At 71.0% G+C, this 19,191-nt stretch carries 18 protein-coding genes; 3 read left to right on the top strand and 15 right to left on the bottom strand.

Going from position 1 to position 19,191, the window contains the following annotated elements:
• Nucleotides 1-233: 233 nt before the first annotated feature.
• The 9 genes from V3W46_RS04560 to V3W46_RS04520 all read right to left on the bottom strand — a co-directional run bounded on the left by V3W46_RS04560 (nucleotide 234) and on the right by V3W46_RS04520 (nucleotide 10,066).
• Nucleotides 234-1,805: a lactonase family protein gene (locus V3W46_RS04560; protein ID WP_443069925.1), complete on the bottom strand. Its 1,572-nt coding sequence runs from the start codon at nucleotides 1,803-1,805 to the stop codon at nucleotides 234-236.
• Between the two features lie 101 nt (nucleotides 1,806-1,906).
• The gene (locus V3W46_RS04555) at nucleotides 1,907-3,529 is read right to left on the bottom strand and encodes an MFS transporter (protein WP_331781898.1); all 1,623 of its coding nucleotides are present in this window, start codon (nucleotides 3,527-3,529) and stop codon (nucleotides 1,907-1,909) included.
• Complete coding sequence (locus V3W46_RS04550) at nucleotides 3,526-4,095, bottom strand: isochorismatase family protein (RefSeq protein ID WP_331781897.1); 570 nt, start codon at nucleotides 4,093-4,095, stop codon at nucleotides 3,526-3,528. Before V3W46_RS04550 ends, V3W46_RS04555 begins: the two co-directional genes overlap by 4 nt.
• A 67-nt stretch (nucleotides 4,096-4,162) precedes the next feature.
• Entirely contained in the window at nucleotides 4,163-4,594 is a 432-nt protein-coding gene (locus tag V3W46_RS04545; RefSeq protein WP_331781896.1) for a MarR family winged helix-turn-helix transcriptional regulator, read from the bottom strand.
• 66 nt (nucleotides 4,595-4,660) lie between these two features.
• Complete coding sequence (locus tag V3W46_RS04540; RefSeq protein ID WP_331781895.1) at nucleotides 4,661-5,674, bottom strand: siderophore-interacting protein; 1,014 nt, start codon at nucleotides 5,672-5,674, stop codon at nucleotides 4,661-4,663.
• A gap of 406 nt (nucleotides 5,675-6,080) precedes the next feature.
• Nucleotides 6,081-7,466: a M18 family aminopeptidase gene (locus V3W46_RS04535; protein WP_331781894.1), complete on the bottom strand. Its 1,386-nt coding sequence runs from the start codon at nucleotides 7,464-7,466 to the stop codon at nucleotides 6,081-6,083.
• Between the two features lie 26 nt (nucleotides 7,467-7,492).
• A complete protein-coding gene (locus V3W46_RS04530) occupies nucleotides 7,493-8,680 on the bottom strand; it encodes a hypothetical protein (RefSeq protein WP_331781893.1) in 1,188 nt (395 codons plus the stop codon).
• Between the two features lie 100 nt (nucleotides 8,681-8,780).
• Nucleotides 8,781-9,650, bottom strand: a complete 870-nt coding sequence (locus tag V3W46_RS04525; protein WP_331781892.1) for a PhzF family phenazine biosynthesis protein — start codon at nucleotides 9,648-9,650, stop codon at nucleotides 8,781-8,783.
• Complete coding sequence (locus V3W46_RS04520) at nucleotides 9,647-10,066, bottom strand: hypothetical protein (protein ID WP_331781891.1); 420 nt, start codon at nucleotides 10,064-10,066, stop codon at nucleotides 9,647-9,649. The genes V3W46_RS04525 and V3W46_RS04520 overlap by 4 nt, the downstream gene beginning before the upstream one ends.
• Nucleotides 10,067-10,163: 97 nt before the next feature.
• Between V3W46_RS04520 and V3W46_RS04515 the strand changes: the two genes are divergently transcribed.
• Nucleotides 10,164-11,765, top strand: coding sequence for an aminotransferase-like domain-containing protein (locus tag V3W46_RS04515; protein WP_331781890.1), 1,602 nt, complete (start codon nucleotides 10,164-10,166; stop codon nucleotides 11,763-11,765).
• A 328-nt stretch (nucleotides 11,766-12,093) separates the two neighbouring features.
• Here the strand turns inward: V3W46_RS04515 and V3W46_RS04510 are convergent, their stop codons facing one another.
• Nucleotides 12,094-13,176: an NADP-dependent oxidoreductase gene (locus V3W46_RS04510; RefSeq protein WP_331781889.1), complete on the bottom strand. Its 1,083-nt coding sequence runs from the start codon at nucleotides 13,174-13,176 to the stop codon at nucleotides 12,094-12,096.
• 56 nt (nucleotides 13,177-13,232) lie between these two features.
• Between V3W46_RS04510 and V3W46_RS04505 the strand changes: the two genes are divergently transcribed.
• Nucleotides 13,233-13,532, top strand: a complete 300-nt coding sequence (locus V3W46_RS04505; RefSeq protein WP_331781888.1) for a putative quinol monooxygenase — start codon at nucleotides 13,233-13,235, stop codon at nucleotides 13,530-13,532.
• A gap of 96 nt (nucleotides 13,533-13,628) precedes the next feature.
• Here V3W46_RS04505 and V3W46_RS04500 read toward each other — a convergent pair whose 3' ends face one another.
• From V3W46_RS04500 to V3W46_RS04490, 3 genes are read right to left on the bottom strand one after another with little or no spacing between them, the layout of a single operon-like run.
• The gene (locus tag V3W46_RS04500; protein WP_331781887.1) at nucleotides 13,629-14,096 is read right to left on the bottom strand and encodes a MarR family winged helix-turn-helix transcriptional regulator; all 468 of its coding nucleotides are present in this window, start codon (nucleotides 14,094-14,096) and stop codon (nucleotides 13,629-13,631) included.
• A complete protein-coding gene (locus V3W46_RS04495; RefSeq protein WP_331781886.1) occupies nucleotides 14,093-15,697 on the bottom strand; it encodes an MFS transporter in 1,605 nt (534 codons plus the stop codon). The genes V3W46_RS04500 and V3W46_RS04495 overlap by 4 nt, the downstream gene beginning before the upstream one ends.
• Before the next feature lie 31 nt (nucleotides 15,698-15,728).
• The gene (locus V3W46_RS04490) at nucleotides 15,729-16,193 is read right to left on the bottom strand and encodes an Lrp/AsnC family transcriptional regulator (protein ID WP_331781885.1); all 465 of its coding nucleotides are present in this window, start codon (nucleotides 16,191-16,193) and stop codon (nucleotides 15,729-15,731) included.
• 99 nt (nucleotides 16,194-16,292) lie between these two features.
• On the opposite strand from V3W46_RS04490, the gene V3W46_RS04485 reads away from it, so the two are divergent.
• A complete protein-coding gene (locus V3W46_RS04485) occupies nucleotides 16,293-16,877 on the top strand; it encodes a DUF2000 domain-containing protein (RefSeq protein WP_331781884.1) in 585 nt (194 codons plus the stop codon).
• 54 nt (nucleotides 16,878-16,931) lie between these two features.
• On the opposite strand, the gene V3W46_RS04480 is transcribed toward V3W46_RS04485, so the two are convergent.
• Both V3W46_RS04480 and V3W46_RS04475 read right to left on the bottom strand, forming a co-directional pair.
• Nucleotides 16,932-17,627, bottom strand: a complete 696-nt coding sequence (locus V3W46_RS04480; protein WP_331781883.1) for a pentapeptide repeat-containing protein — start codon at nucleotides 17,625-17,627, stop codon at nucleotides 16,932-16,934.
• On the bottom strand, nucleotides 17,627-19,165 hold the full coding sequence (locus V3W46_RS04475; RefSeq protein ID WP_443069924.1) for a peptide MFS transporter: 1,539 nt from the start codon (nucleotides 19,163-19,165) through the stop codon (nucleotides 17,627-17,629). The genes V3W46_RS04480 and V3W46_RS04475 overlap by 1 nt, the downstream gene beginning before the upstream one ends.
• Nucleotides 19,166-19,191: the final 26 nt, after the last annotated feature.

The raw sequence follows: 19,191 nt of genomic DNA, 5'->3' as shown, positions 1-19,191 counted from the left end.
CGCAGCCACCGTCCGGTCGCGCCCCCGAGGCTGACCGGCGCAGCCACCGTCCGGTCGCGCCCCCGAGGCTGACCGGCGCAGCCGTGAGGCACGCGCCACACACACCTGATCCCCGCGCCTCACTCGAGGTGGCGGGGGTCAGTCGTTTGGGCGGTTGCTCGGTTGGTTGGTCGGTCGAGCGTTGGTCGGTCGAGCGGTTGGTCGGGCGGGCGGTCGCGCGCCGACGGCCTGGTTCAGGCGGGGATGAGGGCGGTGGGCGCCTCCACGGCGAGGGTCTTCAGCGGGCCCGTCGGGAGGCCCGACGTCGGGTGCAGGGCAAAGAGCGTGATCTGGCTCGAGCGTTCGTGGGCGATCAGCAGCGAGAGGCCCTGTACGAGGTGGTGCCGCGGCCAGTCTCCTCCGCTCGGGTGATCGGCGAGCGCATGAACGTGGCCCCGGGCATCCACTCGCAGCGTGCTCACGGTGTTCGAGCTACGCACGGTGGCGTAGACGAACCGGCCGTCGGCCGACAGAGCGAGTTCGGCGCCGGCGTCGAGCGTTCGTGGGCCGCGAAGTGTGGCGGAGGTGATCTGCGCCACCTCGAAGGGCGGCAGCCCGGAGGCCGTGGCCGTCCGGCCGTTTTGGGCCACATCGAAGGCTGGGGGTTCTGCCGACGTGGGAGTTCGGGCGACCTCCGTGACCTCGAACGATGGGGATGCGGGCGACGTGGGGGCCGTGGCGGCGGCTGGGCGCGGAGTGAGCACGACGACATCGACGGAGTACTCGGTGATGACAAGCACGGAGCCGTTGGGGTGGGAGATGAGGTGGCGGGGGCCCGACCAGAAGGGCAGTGTGAGCTCGTGGTCGAGGGTGAGGCCGGTGCCGGGCACGAAGTTCCAGACGCGCACCAGGTCGTAGCCGAGGTCGGTGGTCATGATGCGTGCGTCGGGTAGGATGAGGCTGCAGTGGGCCCGCGATGTTCGGGGCGCGAATCCGGTGCGTAGGAGCATCGCGGCAGTGTCGGCCTCGGAGCCTGCGGCCGCTTCGGCGGCGTGCGGGTCGGTCGCCGCCTGTGCTTCGTGGCGGCTGACGATGGCCCCGTCGGGGGCGAGCTCGTAGAGCAGCACCCGTCCGTCACCCCAGCAGGTCGCCGTGAGGAACTGCCCCCGCGGGTCGACGGCGACATGGCACACGGCGGCGCCTGCGGGCCACGGTTCGCCGAACGGCTCCAGCTGCGGCGCACCGTCGGGGGCGGTCATGGCCGAACCAGGGATCGCCGGTTCGGGGGTGGTCGAACCGAGGATGGTCGAGCCGGCCGAAGCGGCCGAAGCGGCCGACGTGGCCGAAGCAGCCGACGCGGCCGGGCGGCGATAGGCCGCGACAGTCTCGGCCCGCTCGGCGACCGCGTAGACGATCGGCAGCGACGGATGCACCGCGAGGAACGACGGCGACGGAGCGTCGACGGCACGCCCCAGCCACTCGACGCCCGCGCCGGGCGTCCCCTCGGCGTTGGTGAGGCCCGGCTCAGTGTCGGCTGCCCCAGTGTCCGCTGCCCCAGTGTCCGCTGCCCCAGTGTCGGCTGCCCCGGCGTCGGCTGCCCCGGTGTCCGCTGCCCCGGCGTCGGCTGCCCCGGCGTCGGCTGCCCCGGTGTCGGCATCATCAGAGGCGGCGGTGCCGATGGAGCTGTCGGCGGCGGCAGCGCCGCTGACGGAAGAGCTGGCGTGGGCGGGGGTGTCGGCGTGCAGGGTGAGGGCGCCGATGCCGACGCCGTCGCGGCCGGAGTCGGCGGTGTAGGTTCCGACCCAGATGTGGCGCGCAGTCTGCATGGTTCCATCCTGCCAGCCGCCCGCCCGCCCCGGCGGCGCGCTCACGGGCAGCAGCGGGTGCGGCTACCGGGCCAAACCGGGCCTACCGGGCCAAACCGGGCCTACCGGGCCGCGACGCGCGGGATCGCGCGGTCGAAAGCCGCCAGCAGCACCACGGCGAGGCCGAGGCTGCCGAGCACCCAGGCGAGCACGTGCAGGCCGGCGTCGCTAGCCGCCGAGCCGAAGGCGATGGCGATGAGGCTCGACGAGAAGATCGCGCCGAAGTACGCGAACGTGCGGTACAGGCCCGAGGCGACGGCGATCTCGGCGGCGGGGGCCTGCGTGTAGAGCGCAGCCTGGTTCGCAAATCCGCCGAGGCCGTTCACGAAGCCGAGCAGCAGCGACATGCCGATGAGCACCAGAATGCCCGACTGCGAGGTGATGAACAGCATCACTCCCCCGGTCAGCACCAGCGCCACCCCGGCCAGCACGAGCGGCAGCAGCACCCAGGCCCGCCCCGAGATCACCCGCGCGAGCACGATGCTGAGGCCCGAGAGCGGCAGCAGCACGAGCCCGACCTCAGTGGGTGAGAGGCCGGCGCTCTGCTCCATCCACTGGCTGGTGCCGTAGAGGGTGGAGTAGATTCCGAGCGACACCAGGGTCTGCCGCAGATACGTTCTCTGCAGGGGGCCGTTGGCGGCGAGCATCCTGACGTCGATGAGGGGGCTCGAGGCGCGTCGCTCCCAGAGCAGCAGGCCCGCGATCAGCACGACGACCGCGGGAATGAGCCACCAGATCGGCGCCGCCACGCTCGCCAGCAGCACCAGCAGGCCGGCGACTGCACCGGCGAACAGCAGGATGCCCGGCAGGTCGAGCGCGCGCACAAGATGCCGGCCCGGCTGGCGTGCGCCCCGGTCATCCTTCGCCACACCCACGAGGGTCAGCACGAACGTCACCACCGCGAGCGGAATATTGACGAAGAACAGGGCCCGCCAGCCGAAGGCTCCCGCGAGCACACCGCCGAGCGGCAAGCCGAACACTGTCGTGATCTGCGAGGCGATCGAGAAGTTGCCGAGCACGCGGCTGGGCACACCCATCCCGACGCTGTCGGCACGCCGACGCACGAGCGCCATGGCTGTGGGGTAGGCGGCCGACGTTCCGACGCCGATGAGGGCGCGCGAGAGCACCAGAAAGCCGAAGGCGGGCGCGAGAGTGCCGATGATTCCGGCGGCGAGCAGAATCAGGATGCCCCCGAGAAACACGCGGCGCGGCCCGAACAGGGTCGAGAGTTTGCCCATGGTCGGCTGCATGATGGCGCTGCAGAGGTAGAGCACCGAGATGAGCGTGGCGGTCTGGCCGGGGCCGGTGTGGAAGTCGAGCCCGATGGCGACGAGGCCGGTGGCGATCATCGACGAGTTGATCGGGTTGAGGGTGGAGCCGAGCAGCAGCGGGGTGGTGAACCGCCAGCCGAAGGGTTTCGCGGCGTGGGGCATGGCGGTGGCCGGTGCAGGGGCGGTGGCCACGGCGGCGGCCGCCGGGGTGGTCGTGGCAGCCGGCGTGGGGGTGGGGGCCTCAGGGGCGGCAGCCTCGGCGGCGGCCGCCGGGGTGGTCGTGGCAGCCGCCGCGGCGGCGGTGGCCCGGGCGGAGGGGGCCTCGAGGGCGGGCGGAATCGACGCGGCGATGGCGACCGCGTCGCGGGGTGTCGCCGAACCCGCTGAACCCGACGGCGCGCCCGGGGCGGTCACTGGCGCGGTGCGGCGAGCACGGCGATAATGTCGTCGGTCGTGCCGGTCTCGGCGATGCGCGGAAAGACGTTGGCCACGCTGTACTCGTGCGCTTCGGCGCTCGAGTCGGTCACGGCATCCGTCGCCACCGTCACGTGGTAGCCGAGCTCGTGGGCGTCGCGCGCGGTCGCCTCGGCGCCGTTGCTCGTCGAGACGCCGGTGACGACGACCTGCGTGACGCCGAGCCCGCGGAGGGTCTCGTTGAGGCCGGTGTTGGCGAAGGCGCTGGGGGTCTGCTTGGTGACGATGATGTCGTCGGGCCGGCGGTCGAGGTCGGCCATGAGTTCGACGTACTCGTCGGGAATCGGCGCGGTGGAGGCCGGGCCGCGGTCGGTGCGGCCCGGTGGGCGTCCGTTGACGTTGACCAGCACCACGGGCAGGCCCCGTTCGCGGAACGCCTCGGCGAGGGCGACCGAGCGCGCCACGACCTCGGCGATGGGATGCACGGCGGCGGCGATTCCGGCCACTCCACGTTGAAGGTCGACGACGATCAGCGCGGTGCGGTCGTCGAGGGTGGTGATGGGCATGGTGGGGCTCCTTGGGTGGGTCATTCGGACGCACCCGGTCGGCACGCCGACGCGGGCGATCAGCGCGTCAGGGCGACTCGGCGAGGCGGCGCAGCAGCGGCACGCTTGACGCCAGCAGGCGCTGCTCGTCGGCGTCGAGGGTGGTTCTGATCGTCTTGATCAGCCAGTCTTCTTTGGCCAGGCGGCCGCTCGCGACCAGGCTGCGCGCGTGCGCCGTGAGTGACTGCAGGGTCTTACGCCCGTCGTTCTGATCAGCGGTGCCCTCGACGTACCCGGCCTCGGTGAGCGCGGCGATCGTCGCGGCCATCGACTGCGGCCGCACCCCTTCGGCCCGCGCGAGGTCACTGATGGTGGCGGGGCCATCGCGCTCGAGGCGCGTCAGAACCGCGGCCTGCGAGTGGGTGTAGTCGCCGAACTCAGACTTCGAACGGAGCTTGCGCATCAGCTGGCCGAGCACGGCCCGCAGCTCGCCGGCGTCTGGTGTCGGTTGATCGCTCATGGCGGCTACGCTACCATTTATGCAGGAAACTGTACAGTTACCTGCATACAAATCGTCGAAGCGACGTCAGTCGGACACTGGCGCGATGAACCCGATCGGCTCGCGCTTCTCGGCCTGAAAGCGGTCTTCGGTGCGGCCCGCGGCCCAGTATCCCGACAGCGAGAGTTGGTCGCGCGTGACGCCGCGCTCTCGCAGCAGGTCTCGCAGCGACTTCATCGCCGAACGCTCTCCGTGCGCGAAGAACTGGCCCCGAGCATCCGGCCACTCCGCGGCGGCGACCGCGTCGGCGAGCACCGTCGACGTTCCGGGTTCGGCGTCGCGGCTGAACACCCAGCTGATCTCGATGCCCGACGGAGCCGTCAACTCGATGACGTCGGCCTCGTCTCGGGCTTCGATGAAGGCGACGCCGGATGCCCGGTCGGGCAGCACCTCGAGGGCCGCCGCTATGGCGGGCAGGGCCGACAGGTCGCCCGCGAACAGGTACCACGCGGCATCGGCATCGGGCGCGAAGGCGCCGCCGGGGCCGGAGAACGTGAGTTGGTCGCCGGGTTCGGCCGTGTTCGCCCACGGGCCGGCCAGGCCCGCATCGCCGTGCACGACGAAGTCGATCGAGAGCGTCTGCGCCTCGTGGTCGACCGAACGAACGGTGTAGGTGCGGGTGACCGGCAGGTCTTCGGGGGCGAGCGTCTCGCGCAGGGCGGCCAGGTCATAAGGGCGGCTGAGGCCGAGCTTGGGCTTCGCGAAGACGATCTTGACGTACATGTCGGTGACGGGCTTCGCCTCGAAGGCGGCGAACCCGGGGCCGCCGAGGGTGATGCGCACGAGGTGGGGGCTGAGGTGCTCGCGACGCAGCACGTCGAGCGTGATCTGCGGGCGGGCGGGGCGCGGCGGGCGGCCGGCCTGGCCGCCGGCGTGGCTGCCGGTCTGGCTGCCGGCGTGGCGGTCGGTCTGGCGGTCGGTCTGGCGGTCGGGCTGGCTGCCGGCGTGGCGGTCGGCCGGGCTGCCGGGCTGGCTGCTCCGTGAGTCACCGGCGGGGCGGTCATCGGTGCGTTCTGACAGTCGTGGATCGGGTGAATTCATCGGCGGATCTTCCTTCGTCTGTTAGGTAAGCCTAACCCGATGGATGCCCGCGTTGGGCAGATCGTGTGCGATCTCGTACGGGATGATCAGCTCGGTACGAAGAAGAGGTAGGCGGCGATGCCGACGGCGACGAACACCGTGATCGTCAGCAGCTGGGGCAGATAGCGCCTGAAGCCGGCCCGTTGGTCGTTCATCCTCACCCTGCCACTGCGGCCCTCGGTTGTCCGCAGCTCAGGGTACGTCGATGCATCCGCATGCACAGTCCACATAAACGGGGACATTTCGGCGCACCGCGGCAGGTCGGGTGGGTAGACGGGTGCGGGGCGGGTGGCGGGGCGCGGCGGCTGGCGGGGCGCGGCGGCTGGCGGGGCGCGGCGGCTGGCGGGCGCGGCGGACGACGGCCGCGCTACGCGGCCGGCGCGAAGAAGGCCGCGGCCGCCGCCGCGAGGGCCGGCAGGTCGTCGACGTGGGCGAGCTCGCGGGCGGAGTGCATCGAGAGCAGGGGCGTGCCGACGTCGACGGTGCGAATACCGAGGCGGGTGGCCGTGAGGGGCCCGATGGTCGACCCGCACGGAACGTCGTTGTTCGACACGAACTCCTGGTAGGCAACGCCGGCCTGGGCGCACGCCGCCGCCCACAGCCCGGCGCCCGGGGCGTCGGTGGCGTAGCGCTGGTTGGCGTTGATCTTGAGCAGCGGCCCGCCGCCCAGAACAGGGCGGTTCGCCGGGTCGTGCTTCTCCGGGTAGTTGGGATGCACGCCGTGCCCCGCATCGGCCGAGAGGCACCACGACCCGGCGTAGGCACGAAGCCGCTGCTCGGTGGTCGCGCCGAGCCCTGCCGAGATGCGGGTGAGCACATCGTCGAGCAGGGGCCCGCTCGCCCCCGACCGCGACTGCGAGCCGAGCTCCTCGTGGTCGAACGCCGCGAGCACGCTGATGGTGGGCGCCGGCGCCCCAGAGCCCTCAGCCGCCCCCGCGACCTCGAGCAGCGCGCGCAGGCCCGCGAACACCGAGGTGAGGTTGTCCATGCGGCCGGCCGCGAACAGGGCGCCGTCGAGGCCGAACCGCTGCGGCGCGGCCGTGTCGGCGGTGAGAATGTCGTAGCCCGCGACATCCGCGCCGGTGAGTCCGGTCACTCCCGCGAGCCCGGCGAGATGGTCGACGAGGTCGGTGTGCGCGAGATCGCCCACGCCGAAGACAGGGCTGGTGTGACGCTGCCGGTCGAGGGTGAGGCCGTTGTTGGCGTCGCGGTCGAGGTGGATCGCCAGCTGCGGAATGCGCGCGAACGGCCCGGTGCGCACCAGGTGCTCGTCTCCACCCCGCGTGACGATGCGGCCGGCGAACTCGAGTTCACGGTCGAGCCACGAGTTCACGAGCGGGCCGCCGTATACCTCCACGCCCGCCTGCAGCCAGCCGTAGGCGCCGATCGTGGGCTTCGGCTTCAGTTTGAAGCCGGGCGAATCGGTGTGCGCCCCCACGATACGGAACGGTGACGTCGGGCCGGCGGCCGCCGGCACGAACCAGGCGATGAGTGCTCCGTCGCGGATGACGTAGAACCCGGCTCCGGATGCCGCACCGGCCGGCCCCGCAGAGACACCCGCTGCCTCGGCCGCCGCGCCGCGTTCTGCCGTGGGGCTCGAGCCCGCACCGGCCGGCCACTCGTCGGTCTCGAGCAGCTGCACGAAACCGGCCTCGGCGAGCTGCCGGGCGACCTCGGCGATCGCGTGGTACGACGAGGGCGAGGCGGTGATGAACCGGGCGAAGTCGTCGGTGTAGGTGGGTGCGGCATCCATCACCCCAGTCAACCACTCCGTCGAAACTACTGCGTGAGGTACCCGACCCCGGCCGACACCGGATGCCCGTCGATGACCGCGCGCGAGAGAAAGGCGTCGAGCGTCACTCCGTCTTCGCTGGCCGCCCAGAACGCCGGGCTCGGGGCGAGGATGTGCTGCGTCTCGCCCCAGCGGTTGGCCCCGAAGTCGGTGAGGAACAGCTGCGGCGGCTGGTCGGCCTTCAGCATGGTGCGCAGGGTCTGTTTCATGCCATAGTTCCAGTCGCCGCCCGTCTGCAGCGAGTACGAGTTGTCGTCGAGGTCGGCCGAGAACGCGGCGTTCGTCTTGTCGAGCAGAGACTGCGACACCAGGGTCGTCAGCCGGTCGCCGTAGCGGGCGGTGTTGAAGGTCACCGCGTCTTTCAGTGGCGTACCGGTGAGGCTGTAGCCGAACCGGTTCTCGAACTGGGCGTGCCACACCGGGTCGATCACGTAGGCCAGGTCGGCGGCCGCGTAGTACGCGCTGTCGGAGTACTCGTACAGCGGCGCATCGGCGTAGTGGTCGCCCACGGGCGAGAGCCAGAACGCCGCGGTCAGCCCGCCCGTGCCGGATCCCGCGACCAGCACCTTCGCGGGGTCGGCGACGTTGGCGTAGACCCAGGCGAGCGCGGCAGAGGTGTTGTTGTAGCCGTTGAACTCCGACGTCACCGTCTTGCCGTCGTCGGTGCGAAAGCTGGCCGTGCCGTCGCCGATGCCCAGGTCGCCCGTGGTCGTCGGAATGTACACGCTGGTGAAGTCGCGGAACGGGTTGCGCGACTCGGTCGACAGCATTCCGCCGAACGTGTTGGCGATGTAGAACGGCACGTTCGGCGAGTAGAAGTTGCCGCCGCCGAAGACGCTCGACGAGAAGGTGACGGGCTGGGTGGCGCTCTCGTCGCTCCAGTTGAGACCGCCGTCGCCGAAGAAGATCATCAGGTTCTGGCTCGAACCCGGTTTGACGTAGATCTGGTAGGGCGAGCCGTCGCCATTCGCGGCGGGCTGCGACAGGGTGACGCTGCTCCAGATGCCCTGTTTCGCGTCGCCGAGCGAGGTGGCCGAGGGGGCGCGGGCGAGAATGAGAGCGGATGCGGCCAGCAGACCGGCGGCGACGAGCGCGACCGAGGCGACGATCGAGAGCACCACGGTGGGCCAGCGCCGAACCCGGGTGGGCACGCTGTCGGGATGCTCGGGTGTCACCGCATCATCATCGCACGCCCCGCCTACGCCGATCGATTTACGTGTTCGGGTGGGTAGTCGCCCGCCTGACCCACCCGAACACGTGAATCGATGGCGCGGGTCAGAGCAGCACCGTGCCCGAGCTGCAGGTGACGCTGTCTCCGCCGACCCAGACCTGGGCCGCGGTCTGCTCGATGTGGATGCGACCGGCGCGACCGAGGCGGGAGCCCTGCGCCGCGAGGTAGCTGGCCGGAGCGTACCCGGCCCCGATCATCCATTGGGCGAGACCCGCGTTGAGGCTGCCGGTGACCGGGTCTTCTGTGACGCCTGCGCCTCCGGCGAAGCCGCGCACCTCGAACTGCGGATGCCCGGCAGAGGTCGCATCGGCCGGATACGGCCCCACCACACCGATGTCGGAGTCGCCCAGCAGCACCCCGTCGGGTTCGACGGCGAGCACGGCCTCGGCCGAGCGCAGCAGCAGGCCCACCCAGTGCGGGCCGTTGTCGATCCAGTTGGCGTCGACGATGTCGTCGACGCTCAGGCGGAGTGCTGCGGCGAAGCGGGCGAGATCGGCGGGGTCGACCGGACCGCTGCGACGCAGGGGTGGGGCGCCGAAGGCGAGTCGAGACCCGGTGCGACGAATTGGCACCATACCAATTGCGCACTCCTGCACGATCTGGGCTTCGGTGCGGGGTATGCCGCCGGCCTCGAGCCACGCGTGGGCGGTTCCGAGGGTGGGATGCCCGGCGAACGGAAGCTCGCGCACGGGCGTGAAGATGCGAACGCGGTAGTCGGCGCCGGCCGCCGCGCCCGCGTCGGTGGGCGGCAGCACGAAGGTGGTCTCGGAGAGGTTGGTCCAGTTGGCGAACCGAGCCAGATCGGCGTCGTCGACGCCCTCCCCGTCGAGCACCACCGCGAGCGGGTTGCCCCGGTACGCCTCGCCCGAGAACACGTCGACCTGCGCGAACGGCCGGCGGCGCGCGGCGCTCACGCGGCAGCCTCCGCGCCGGCGCTGCCGACCGTGCGCGCGTCTCCGTTGGTGGCAGCGCGCTCCTCGCTGCGGTCGCCGGTTCGCGCTGCGATTGAGGTCGGATAGTTTTCGAACGACTGCGCCAAGCTGGCCGCCTCCGCCACGGCGAGATCGTCGGAGCGACTAGGCACCGCCAGGAAGTCGACTTCGGCCGCCGCAGCCGGTGCGCCGGCAGTGCTCTCGGCCGACGGCGCCGCCTCGCGGACACCGGGCGAAGCCTGGGCGTGGAACTCGGCGTAGTCGAACTCGGTGCGCAGGAAGAAGGCGCCGCGGGTGCGGGCGCGGCCGTACCCGTCGGTGGCCACGGCGTGCAGGCACGCCCCAATGCCGGCCAGTCCGATCACCCCGACGATTATCAGGAACACCATCACGCTCACTCCACTTCACTCATCTTCGGCCCGCCTTGCGAGCCAATCACCATCCAATTGCAGAATTGGCATGGCGTCAACAGACCAATCTCCGTAGACTGGTCCGATGAGCGCACTTCACCTCTCCGCCCGGGCCCTCGACGGCATGCTCGGCGACTGGAGATCTGACGGCAGCGCCTACCGCTCCCTCGCCGACCGCATCGGCCTGCTCATCTCCGACGGGCGCATCCCGGGCGGCAGCGGACTGCCCGCCGAACGTGAGCTGTCGCAGCGGCTGAACCTGAGCCGCAGCACCATCGGGGCCGCCTATGCCGAGCTCCGGGCATCCGGGTACCTCGAAAGCGTGCGCGGGTCGGGCAGCGTCGCGAAGAACCCTGCGGCGGCGCCGACGGAGGCGCGCGAGGCAGGCGGGATGATCAACTTCACCCAGGCGGCACTGCCCGCCGTCGCCGGGGTCGACGAGGCGATGCGGTCGGCCGCGCAGCAGATCGGCCCGTTCCTGGCGACGCTCGGCTACGAGCCGCTGGGGCTGCCGCAGTTGCGTCAGGCGATCGCCGATCGGTACACCGAGCGCGGTGTGCCGACCGATGCCGACGAGATCATGGTGACGAGCGGCGCGCTGCAGGCGCTGACCCTGGTGGCCCGTACGATGCTGATGCGCGGCGACCGGGTGGTGATCGAGACTCCGACGTACCCGCACGCCGCCGACACCCTGTTCGCTGCCGGAGCGCGACTCGTGCCGGTCTCAGTGGTCGCGTCGACGGAGGCGCCGGATGGCCATGGCACAGACGGCCCGGGGGCGCCGGACGCGCCGAATGCCCCGTCTCCGCTGGTTGCGCCGGATGCGCCGGATGGAACGGCACCCCACGGCTCGGCCCTCGCAGAGCGGGCGGGCGCGGGCGCCCACAGCTCGGCCCCCGCAGAGCGGGCGAGCGCGGGCGGGTGGCACGAGGAGGCGCTGTTCCAGGCGCTCGAGCGAACCGCGCCCACGCTCGCGTATCTGATGCCCGACTTCCAGAACCCCACGGGTGCCTCGATGACGAACGACCTGCGCCGCCGGCTCGCCGCCGCGGCCGAGCGGTCGGCAACCATGCTCGTCATCGACGAGACCACCGCCGAGCTCGACATCGACCGCGGCACCCCCGGCGAGTTCTCGCCGTTCGCCGCGTTCGGCGACGTCATCACGCTGGGGTCGGCCAGCAAGACGTTCTGGGGCGGGTTGCGTATCGGCTGGATCAGGGCGTCGCGGCCGATCATCCGTCGCCTGCTCGCGACCCGCTCATCGAGCGACATCGGCACGCCGGTCTTCGAGCAGCTCGTCACCACCGAGCTGGTGCGGCGAACGGCCGAACTGCTGCCGCTGCGCCGCGCCGACCTGCTCGCCGGCCGCGATGCCCTGCGCACCGCGGTGGCCGAGTCGCTTCCCGAGTGGAGCATGCCCCACGTCGACGGCGGGCTCTGCGCGTGGGTGAACCTCGGGCGGGCGGCGAGCTCGCAGCTCACGCTGGCGGCCCGTACCCGCGGCCTGCTCGTGACCGCCGGCCCGCGCTTCGGCCTCGACGGGGCCTTCGAGCGGTTTCTGCGCCTGCCCATCAACAAGTCGCCCGCCGAGACGGTACGAGCAGTGGATGCTCTGCGGCTCGCCTGGGGTGACATCTCTGGTCTGGCGCTGACGCCCGACCTGCCGGCGTTCGCCGACATGATCTGACGACCGAGCGGCAGCTCTGCGGGGGTGAACGGGTCGCGCACCCCGGTTCCGCGCCGGGCCCGTGGGGCGAGGGTCGCGGCAGGCAGGGTGGCGGTGCTGAGGGGTCAGGTGCTGGAGGGTCAGGTGCGGACGGGTCAGATGCGGGCGGGTCAGATGCGGGCGGGTCAGATGCGGACGGGTCAGATGCGGAGCGATCGGTTGCGGAGCGGTCAGGTGCGGAGCGATCGGTTGCGGAGCGGTCACGTGCGGAGCGGTCGGTGCGGAGCGGTCACGTGCGGAGCGGTCAGGCGCGGACGGGTCAGGTGCTGAGGGGTCAGGTGCTGTCAGGTCAGACGTCGAGGAGGGTCTTGCCGCGGAAGCCGCCGGCCGCGAGGGCGGCCTGCGCGGCCGGGGCATCGCGCAGAGCGAAGTGCCGCGCCGGAGCAACGATGAGGTCGCCCGACAGCACCAGGTCGGCGATGGTCTGCAGAACATCCGGAGTCTGCTCGCCCGCGCCTCCGCTCGAGAACGTCACCCCGAGCCCGAAGGCCGCCTGGTCTGCGATCGTGATCACGCGCTCGGGCCCGCCGGCCAGCTCGACCGAGCCGGGCAGCACGCCCGCACCCGCGGTGTCGAACACGGCATCGACGCCATCGGGGGCCAGCTCGCGCACGCGCTCGAACACGCCCTCGCCATAGCGCACCGGGTGCGCCCCCAGCTCGCGCACGGCCTCGGCGTCGCGTTCGCTGCAGGTGGCGATGACGGTGGCCCCCGCACGCACCGCCAGTTGGATCGCGGCCGAACCGACCCCGCCGGCTCCGCCGTGCACGAGCAGGGTCTCGCCGCGCTCGAGGTGCAGCTCGCGCAACACGCGGATGGCCGTGGCGCCGGCCACGACGATCGAGGCGGCCGTCTCCCAGTGCAGGCCGGCGGGCTTGCGAATGACCGCCCGCGCGGCCGCGAACTCGGCGTACGAGCCGCTGCGCCCCCAGCCGAACACCTCGTCGCCCACCGCGAGCGCGGGCCACACCACCGGCGGCTTCGCGGGCGAGGCGCCAGAACCCGAGCTGGCGGGTGCGGCGCCGGCCCCTGAATTTGCGGGCGAGGCGCCGGCCTCCGAATCTGCGGGCGAGGCGCCGGCCGCCGCACCGGCCCCGGCCCGGTCGCCGCCCGCCGACGTTGCGCCCGGCGCAACCGCCCCTTCCGCGCGCTGCGGCCCGACCGCCACCACCACCCCCGCCAGCTCGCTGCCCGGCGTCACCGGGAACCGCGGATGCACGTTCTCCTGCATCGCGCCCGACCGGAGCTTCAGGTCGTAGGGGTTCACCGCGGCCAGCCGCACCGCCACGAGCACCTCGTCGGGTCGCAGCTCTGGGGTCGGCAGCTCGCTCTCCTGCAGAACCTCGGGGCCGCCGTACGTGGAGAACGTCATCGCTTTCATACCCTCAACGCTACCCACCGACCCGCATCCGGGGCCATTCTGGATGCATGACCTACGCATTCGCCGCGACTCTGCGCGCGCAGCCCGGCCGCCGCGACGAGGTGATCGCCCTGCTTCTGTCAGACCAGTCGGCCCTCGCCGAGCTCGGCTGCCTCAGCTACCTCGTCGGAACCAACGACGACACCCCCGACGTCGTCTACGTGAACGAGCGGTGGGTGAGCGCCGAGGCGCACTCGGCGTCGCTGCGGCATCCGGCCGTGCAGGCGTCGATTCAGGATGCTCTGCCCCTGCTCACCGCAGACCTCACGGGCGTCGGGTTCGAGGTCGTCGGCGGCCTGGGCGCCTGACCTGTACCGCCCGATGCGGGCTGCTCGCCGGCGGATCGGCGCCGCCCTCAGGCCCCGCACCTGATGCGGGCGGGGCGCCGACGTGAGGGCCGGGCGCTAGATCGACGCCAGCCGCGACCCGTCGTCGGCTCCAAGGCCGGGCGACACCGAGCGCGCGCGGTCCACCCGGGTCAGGATGCCCGCCAGCGCCTCGAGGTCGGCGTCGTCGAGCGCGGCGAGCTCGGGCGGCGCGGGCGGACGCAGCCGCTCCACCTGGGCCAGGGCATCCCGGCCGGCCGCCGTCAGAGTGACGGTCTTCGCCCGGCGGTTGGCCGGGTCGATCACACGCCCGACGAGTGCGCGGCGTTCGAGGTCGTTCACGGCGACGGTCGCGGCGGGGGCGTCGATGCCGGCGGCGTCTGCGAGCTCACCCATGCCCATCGAACGTTCGCTCAGCATGCGCAGCAGCCGCACCCGCCCCATCGGCAAGCCCATGTCGGCGGCGATGCTGCGCCGCCATGCCGTCAGGTTGTGCGTGGCGACGCGCATGTAGGCGGCCCACACGTCGTCGGCGCGAGCGCTCACGAGGCCTCCCCTGCCGCCGCGGCCACCGCACGCTGTCGATCGGCCTCAGCCACCCCGTCTCGACCGGCCGCACCATCGGCCGGCGCCGAGTCAGCGCCAGCCCCGGGCTCAGCTGCGCTCGCAGGCCCCCGATCCGTCGGCTCGGCCAGCAGATGCCCGATGCGTTCTGTGGTGCCGCGCGCCCACGCCGTCGTCGCGATCACGCCGAGCGCCGCGATGACCAGGCCGCAGCCGACGATGATCCACCAGAGCGGATGCGTCGCCAGGGCGAACGACGGCCCGATCACGCTCGCCGCTCCGGCGCCAGTGACCGTTCCCGCCAGGGCGACACCGATCGACGAACCGGTCTGCCGGCTCGTCGACGCGATACCGGCCGCGACGCCCGACTGCGACACCGGCATGCCTGACACGGCAGTGGTCGTGATGGGTGCGTTGATGGCACCCTGACCGAGCCCGAACAGCACATACGACAGGGCGAGCACAGCGTGGGGCGTGGTCGCGGTCACGAACGTCATCGACAGCGCCGCCGCCGCGATCAGGAGGCCCGCGATCACCAGCGAGGGGCGCGTTCCGAACCGCCCGACGAGCCGGCCGGAGACGAGCGACGCCACGATCGTGGCCACGGCGAGCGGCAGCATGTGCAACCCGGTCTGGAAGGCAGACAGGCCCCGAACATCCTGCAGGTAGAGGGCATTCACGAAGAGGAACGCACCGTAGGCCGCGAACCCGCAGACCGCCGTGATGGTGGCCGCCGTGAACGGAAAGCTGCGGAAGAACCGCACGTCGACCAGCGGTTCGCGCACCCCCTTCTCGTGCCTGATGAGCCCAGCGACCGCAACCGCGCACAGCACGAAGAGGGCGAGGATGACCGGCGAACCCCACCCGATGCGAGTGGCCTCGATCAGAGCGAACACCAGCGAGAACAGCGCAACGATCACGAAGAGCTGCCCCAGGGGGTCGAACCGCCGCGCGACGGCCGCCCGCGACTCGGGAACGAACACCGCGGTGAGGATGATCGCCGCCAGGCCGATAGGAATGTTCACCCAGAACACCGCGCGCCACCCCACCGTCTCGGTCAGAATGCCGCCGATCAGCGGGCCGAAGGCCAGGGAGACGCCGATGACCGCGGCCCAGATGCCTACGGCCCGGGCCCGCTGCCTACGATCGCTGAACGTGTTGGTGATGATCGACATGGCCACTGGGTTCAGCATCGACCCGCCGATGCCCTGCAGCACGCGCGCGCCGATCAGGAAGCCCACGGTCGGCGCGACGCTGCACAGCAACGACCCGACGCTGAACACGACGAGGCCGATCTGAAAGATGCGGCGCCGCCCGATGCGATCGGCGAGCGACCCCGCGAGCAGCAGAAAGCTGGCGACCGAGACGGTGTAGCCGTCGACGACCCACTGCAGGTCGGCGACCGACGACCCCAGGTCGACTCTGATCGACGGCAGGGCCACGTTGACGATCGTCACGTCCATCGACACGATGAACAGGCTCAGGCAGCAGATGGCGAGCACGAGCCATTTCGACGTGGGTCGGCGCGCGGCGCCTGTTGCTGTGCCGCGGCGGCCCTGGCTTCGGCTTATAGTTGTACTCACACAACTATTGTGGTCTGATAACTATCGATCGTCAACTCACGGGCACGAGCGACCGGTTGCGTAGGTGCTCATAGACGACGGATGTTCGCACGTCAGCCACCTCCGGCCGCTCGGTGAGCCGGTCGATCACGAACGCGTAGAGACTGTCGTTGTCGGGCACGGCCACGTGCACCAGAAAGTCTTCGGTGCCGGAGGTGACGAAAACGCCCCGCACGTCGGGCAGCACGCTCACCCAGTTGCGGAACGCCTCGATGTTGCGCCTCGACGGCGGCCGGATGCGCACGGCGATGATGGCCTGCACGCCGTGACCGATGGCGGCGAGGTCGACGTCGAGGGTGGCTCCGCGGATGACGCCACGTTCGCGGAGGCCTCGCGTGCGGTCGAGTGCGGTGGTGGGCGACACCCCGACGGCGGCGGCGATGTCGCGGTTGGTTCGCCGGGCATCCACCTGCAGTTCGCGCAGAATCGCCTGATCAAGTTCGTCGAGATCGGTCATTTCTCTCCTGTTGTCGTACGAAGTTCGGCGGGTTTGTGTTGCAGCCGCATGCGTTCATACGATTGCACCGCGACTCTGCATAATCGTAGGAGAAACCTGATGTCGACTGAACTACCGAACTCCGTCTCGACTGCGCCGACCACACCCGAGACGGCGACCGCGACCACCACGGCACTCCTGGCGGCTGCGCTGCCGGCGCCCACCGCCCCCGTGGGGTTCGAGCCGCACGAGATGGTGACCGCCGAGTCGACTCGGTCGGCCCGGCTCAAATGGGTGATCATCGTCGACCGGGGGCTGCCGCCCGGGCTCGCCGTGAACGCGGCAGCGTGCATCGCGGCCTCGGTGGGGTCGTCGGTGGCGGGCCTGATCGGGCCGGCCGGTCTCGACGCCGAGGGCTCGCCGCATCCCGGTCTGCCGTGGGCCGGATGCTCGGTGCTGGGCGCCTCGCCCGAAGAACTGCTCGCGGTGCGGGCGGCCGCGGGCCTCCTCCTCCCGCCCGTCGACGCCGGCGAGGGCGTCTACGTCACCGACATGCCGCTGAGCGCCCAGACCAACCGGGTCTACGACGGCTACCTGGCCGAGCTGGCGACGACCGCCGCCCCCGACCTCGCCCTCAGCGCGCTCAGCCTCATCGGCCCCCGCAAGGCGATCGACAAGCTCACGAAGCGCCTCACTCTGCTCTGAGTGCGGGCCGCCGGTGGTCGGTGCGCGTGCCAGCGGCCGTGCCAGCGGCGGGTTCTACTCGACGCGCAGGCCGAGGTGCCCTGCCAGCACCGGGGCGAGCAGCGAGAGCTGGCCGTCGTCGATCGTCACGCCCGCGAGACCCGCGATGCCGTGCACGGCAGCGAACTCCGACGTGCGCAGGTCGACGTTGCGGCAGGTCGCCCGCGTGACGTCGAGCGTGCCGATGCGGCAGTTCACGAACGCCACACGGTCACCCGTGAAGCCGCCGAGGTCGAGATCGCCGATGACGCACTGCTCGACGATGACGTTGGTGAGGCGCGAGCCGCGCAGGTTGAGGTAGTCGATCTTTCCGCCGACGACGTGCACCGATTCCAGCTCGCTGTCGAACAGTTCGGCCGACCCCCAGCGCGGGCTCTCGAACCGCACGTCGCGCCACGTGGTGCGGGCCGCCTTCAGCGAGTGCGCGAACGAGCCCGTGAAGACGCTGTCGATGATGCGGCTGCCGCGCAGCTCGGCGTCGGTGAGCGTCACCTGGTCGAAGCGGCAGTCGAGAAACGAGCATCCGGCCAGGTCGTACTCGCTGAGGTCGGCACCGTCGAACAGTTCGGCTTCGCGGTAGTCGCCGCTGACCAGGCCCTCGGCGTCGCCGACACTGAGGGCGGTCTCATCGAGCCGCACGACGTCAAGGCTCGGTGCGACCGTGGTGGCAGAAGCGGCGGAGGCGGCAGAGGCGCCCGAGGTGGCGCGCACTACCGCACGCCCGCCATCAGGCGCCGCACGAACGGAGTGATCGCCGCGAGCACCAGGCCGATGACGATGGCGATGGCTCCGAGCAGCCCGAAGTACGGCACCTGGTTGGTCGGATCGTAGAACGAGGCCAGCAGGCCCGAGATCGCCGTACCGAGCGCCACCGACAGGAAGAACAGCGCCACCATCTGCGTGCGGTAGACCTTCGGCGCCAGCTTCGTCGAGATCGACAGCCCGACGGGCGAGATCAGCAGCTCGGCGATCGTGAACACCAGCAGAATGCCCACCAGCGCGAGCAGTGGCGTGGTGTTGTCGCCCCCGTTCGCGAACGGCAGGAAGAGCAGAAAGGCGATGCCCATGACGATGGTTCCGGCGGCGAACTTGAGCGGCGTCAGGGGCTGGCGAGAGCCGAGCTTGGTCCAGATGGCCGCGAACACGCCCGACAGAATGATGACGAAGATCGGGTTGATCGACTGCACCCACGGCACCGGCATCTGCCAGCCGAACAGGTCGCGGTTGAGCTGGCCGTCGGCGTAGATCGTCACCAGCGTGAACTGCTGCTGGTACAGCGACCAGAACGCCACGCTGGCGATGAACAGCGGAATGAAGGCCAAGACCCGGCTGCGCTCGGTCTTCGTGATGCGTGTGCTGGCCAGAATCACCGCGAAGTAGGCGATCGCTGCGATCAGCGTCACGACGATCACCACCGTCACGAGGTTCGACACGTTCAGGATGCCCGTGGCGACCGCGATCGCGATGATCACCACCGCGACCACCCCGATCACGATCGCCCTCGTGCGCAGGTTCGGCGGCAGCGGGTTCGGTACGACGCTGGCGGTCTTCGGCAGACGTCTGCGGCCGATGGAGTACTGCACCAGTCCGATCGCCATACCCACTGCGGCGAGGGCGAACCCGAAGTGGAAGCCGAGATTCGTCTGAACGAGCCCGGTCAACAGCGGCCCGACGAACGCGCCCAGGTTGATGCCCAGGTAGAACAGCGAGAATCCGGCGTCGCGCCGCGGATCATCCGCAGCGTAGAGCGTGCCGACGATCGACGTGGCGTTGGCCTTCAGCCCACCACTGCCGATGGCGATGCAGACGAGGCCGACCGCGACGCCTGCGCCGCCGGGGATCACGGCGAGGGCGATGTGGCCGATCATGATGAGCACCGCGCTGAAGAACAGCACGCGCTCGGAGCCGATCAGGCGGTCGGCCAGCCAGGCCCCGAGGACGGTGGAGAGGTAGACCGCGCCGCCGTAGGCGCCCACGATGCCGGTGGCGGTGTCTTTCGGAATGCCCAGACCGCCCTGGTCGGCGGGGTAGAACAGGTAGAGCAACAGGATGCCCTGCATGCCGTAGAACGAGAACCGCTCCCAGGCCTCCACCCCGAAGATCGTCGCGAGCTGCCGGGGCTGCCCGAAGAACGTCTTGCCGCTACCGTCGGGTCGCTCGTCGTCGACCTTCACCCCAGTGTCTACATCGCTCACACCTGCATCTTGGCAGAACCCGACCACGTGGTGCTTGAGTTTCTGGCCCCACATCCCCCCCACCCCCTCCCCCCTCGCCC

The organism is Subtercola sp. YIM 133946 (assembly GCF_036553535.1).
Classification (GTDB): Bacteria; Actinomycetota; Actinomycetes; order Actinomycetales; family Microbacteriaceae; genus Subtercola.
This window is presented reverse-complemented; position numbering and strand designations above follow the sequence as displayed.

Excerpts from the sequence above, each read along its gene's own strand:
- V3W46_RS04560 (WP_443069925.1), bottom strand. The coding sequence starts at position 1,805 with ATGCAGACTGCGCGCCACATCTGGGTCGGAACCTACACCGCCGACTCC.
- V3W46_RS04550 (WP_331781897.1), bottom strand. The coding sequence starts at position 4,095 with ATGCCCATCACCACCCTCGACGACCGCACCGCGCTGATCGTCGTCGAC.
- V3W46_RS04545 (WP_331781896.1), bottom strand. The coding sequence starts at position 4,594 with ATGAGCGATCAACCGACACCAGACGCCGGCGAGCTGCGGGCCGTGCTC.
- V3W46_RS04540 (WP_331781895.1), bottom strand. The coding sequence starts at position 5,674 with ATGAATTCACCCGATCCACGACTGTCAGAACGCACCGATGACCGCCCC.
- V3W46_RS04535 (WP_331781894.1), bottom strand. The coding sequence starts at position 7,466 with ATGGATGCCGCACCCACCTACACCGACGACTTCGCCCGGTTCATCACC.
- V3W46_RS04515 (WP_331781890.1), top strand. The coding sequence starts at position 10,164 with ATGAGCGCACTTCACCTCTCCGCCCGGGCCCTCGACGGCATGCTCGGC.
- V3W46_RS04510 (WP_331781889.1), bottom strand. The coding sequence starts at position 13,176 with ATGACGTTCTCCACGTACGGCGGCCCCGAGGTTCTGCAGGAGAGCGAG.
- V3W46_RS04505 (WP_331781888.1), top strand. The coding sequence starts at position 13,233 with ATGACCTACGCATTCGCCGCGACTCTGCGCGCGCAGCCCGGCCGCCGC.
- V3W46_RS04490 (WP_331781885.1), bottom strand. The coding sequence starts at position 16,193 with ATGACCGATCTCGACGAACTTGATCAGGCGATTCTGCGCGAACTGCAG.
- V3W46_RS04485 (WP_331781884.1), top strand. The coding sequence starts at position 16,293 with ATGTCGACTGAACTACCGAACTCCGTCTCGACTGCGCCGACCACACCC.
- V3W46_RS04475 (WP_443069924.1), bottom strand. The coding sequence starts at position 19,165 with ATGTGGGGCCAGAAACTCAAGCACCACGTGGTCGGGTTCTGCCAAGAT.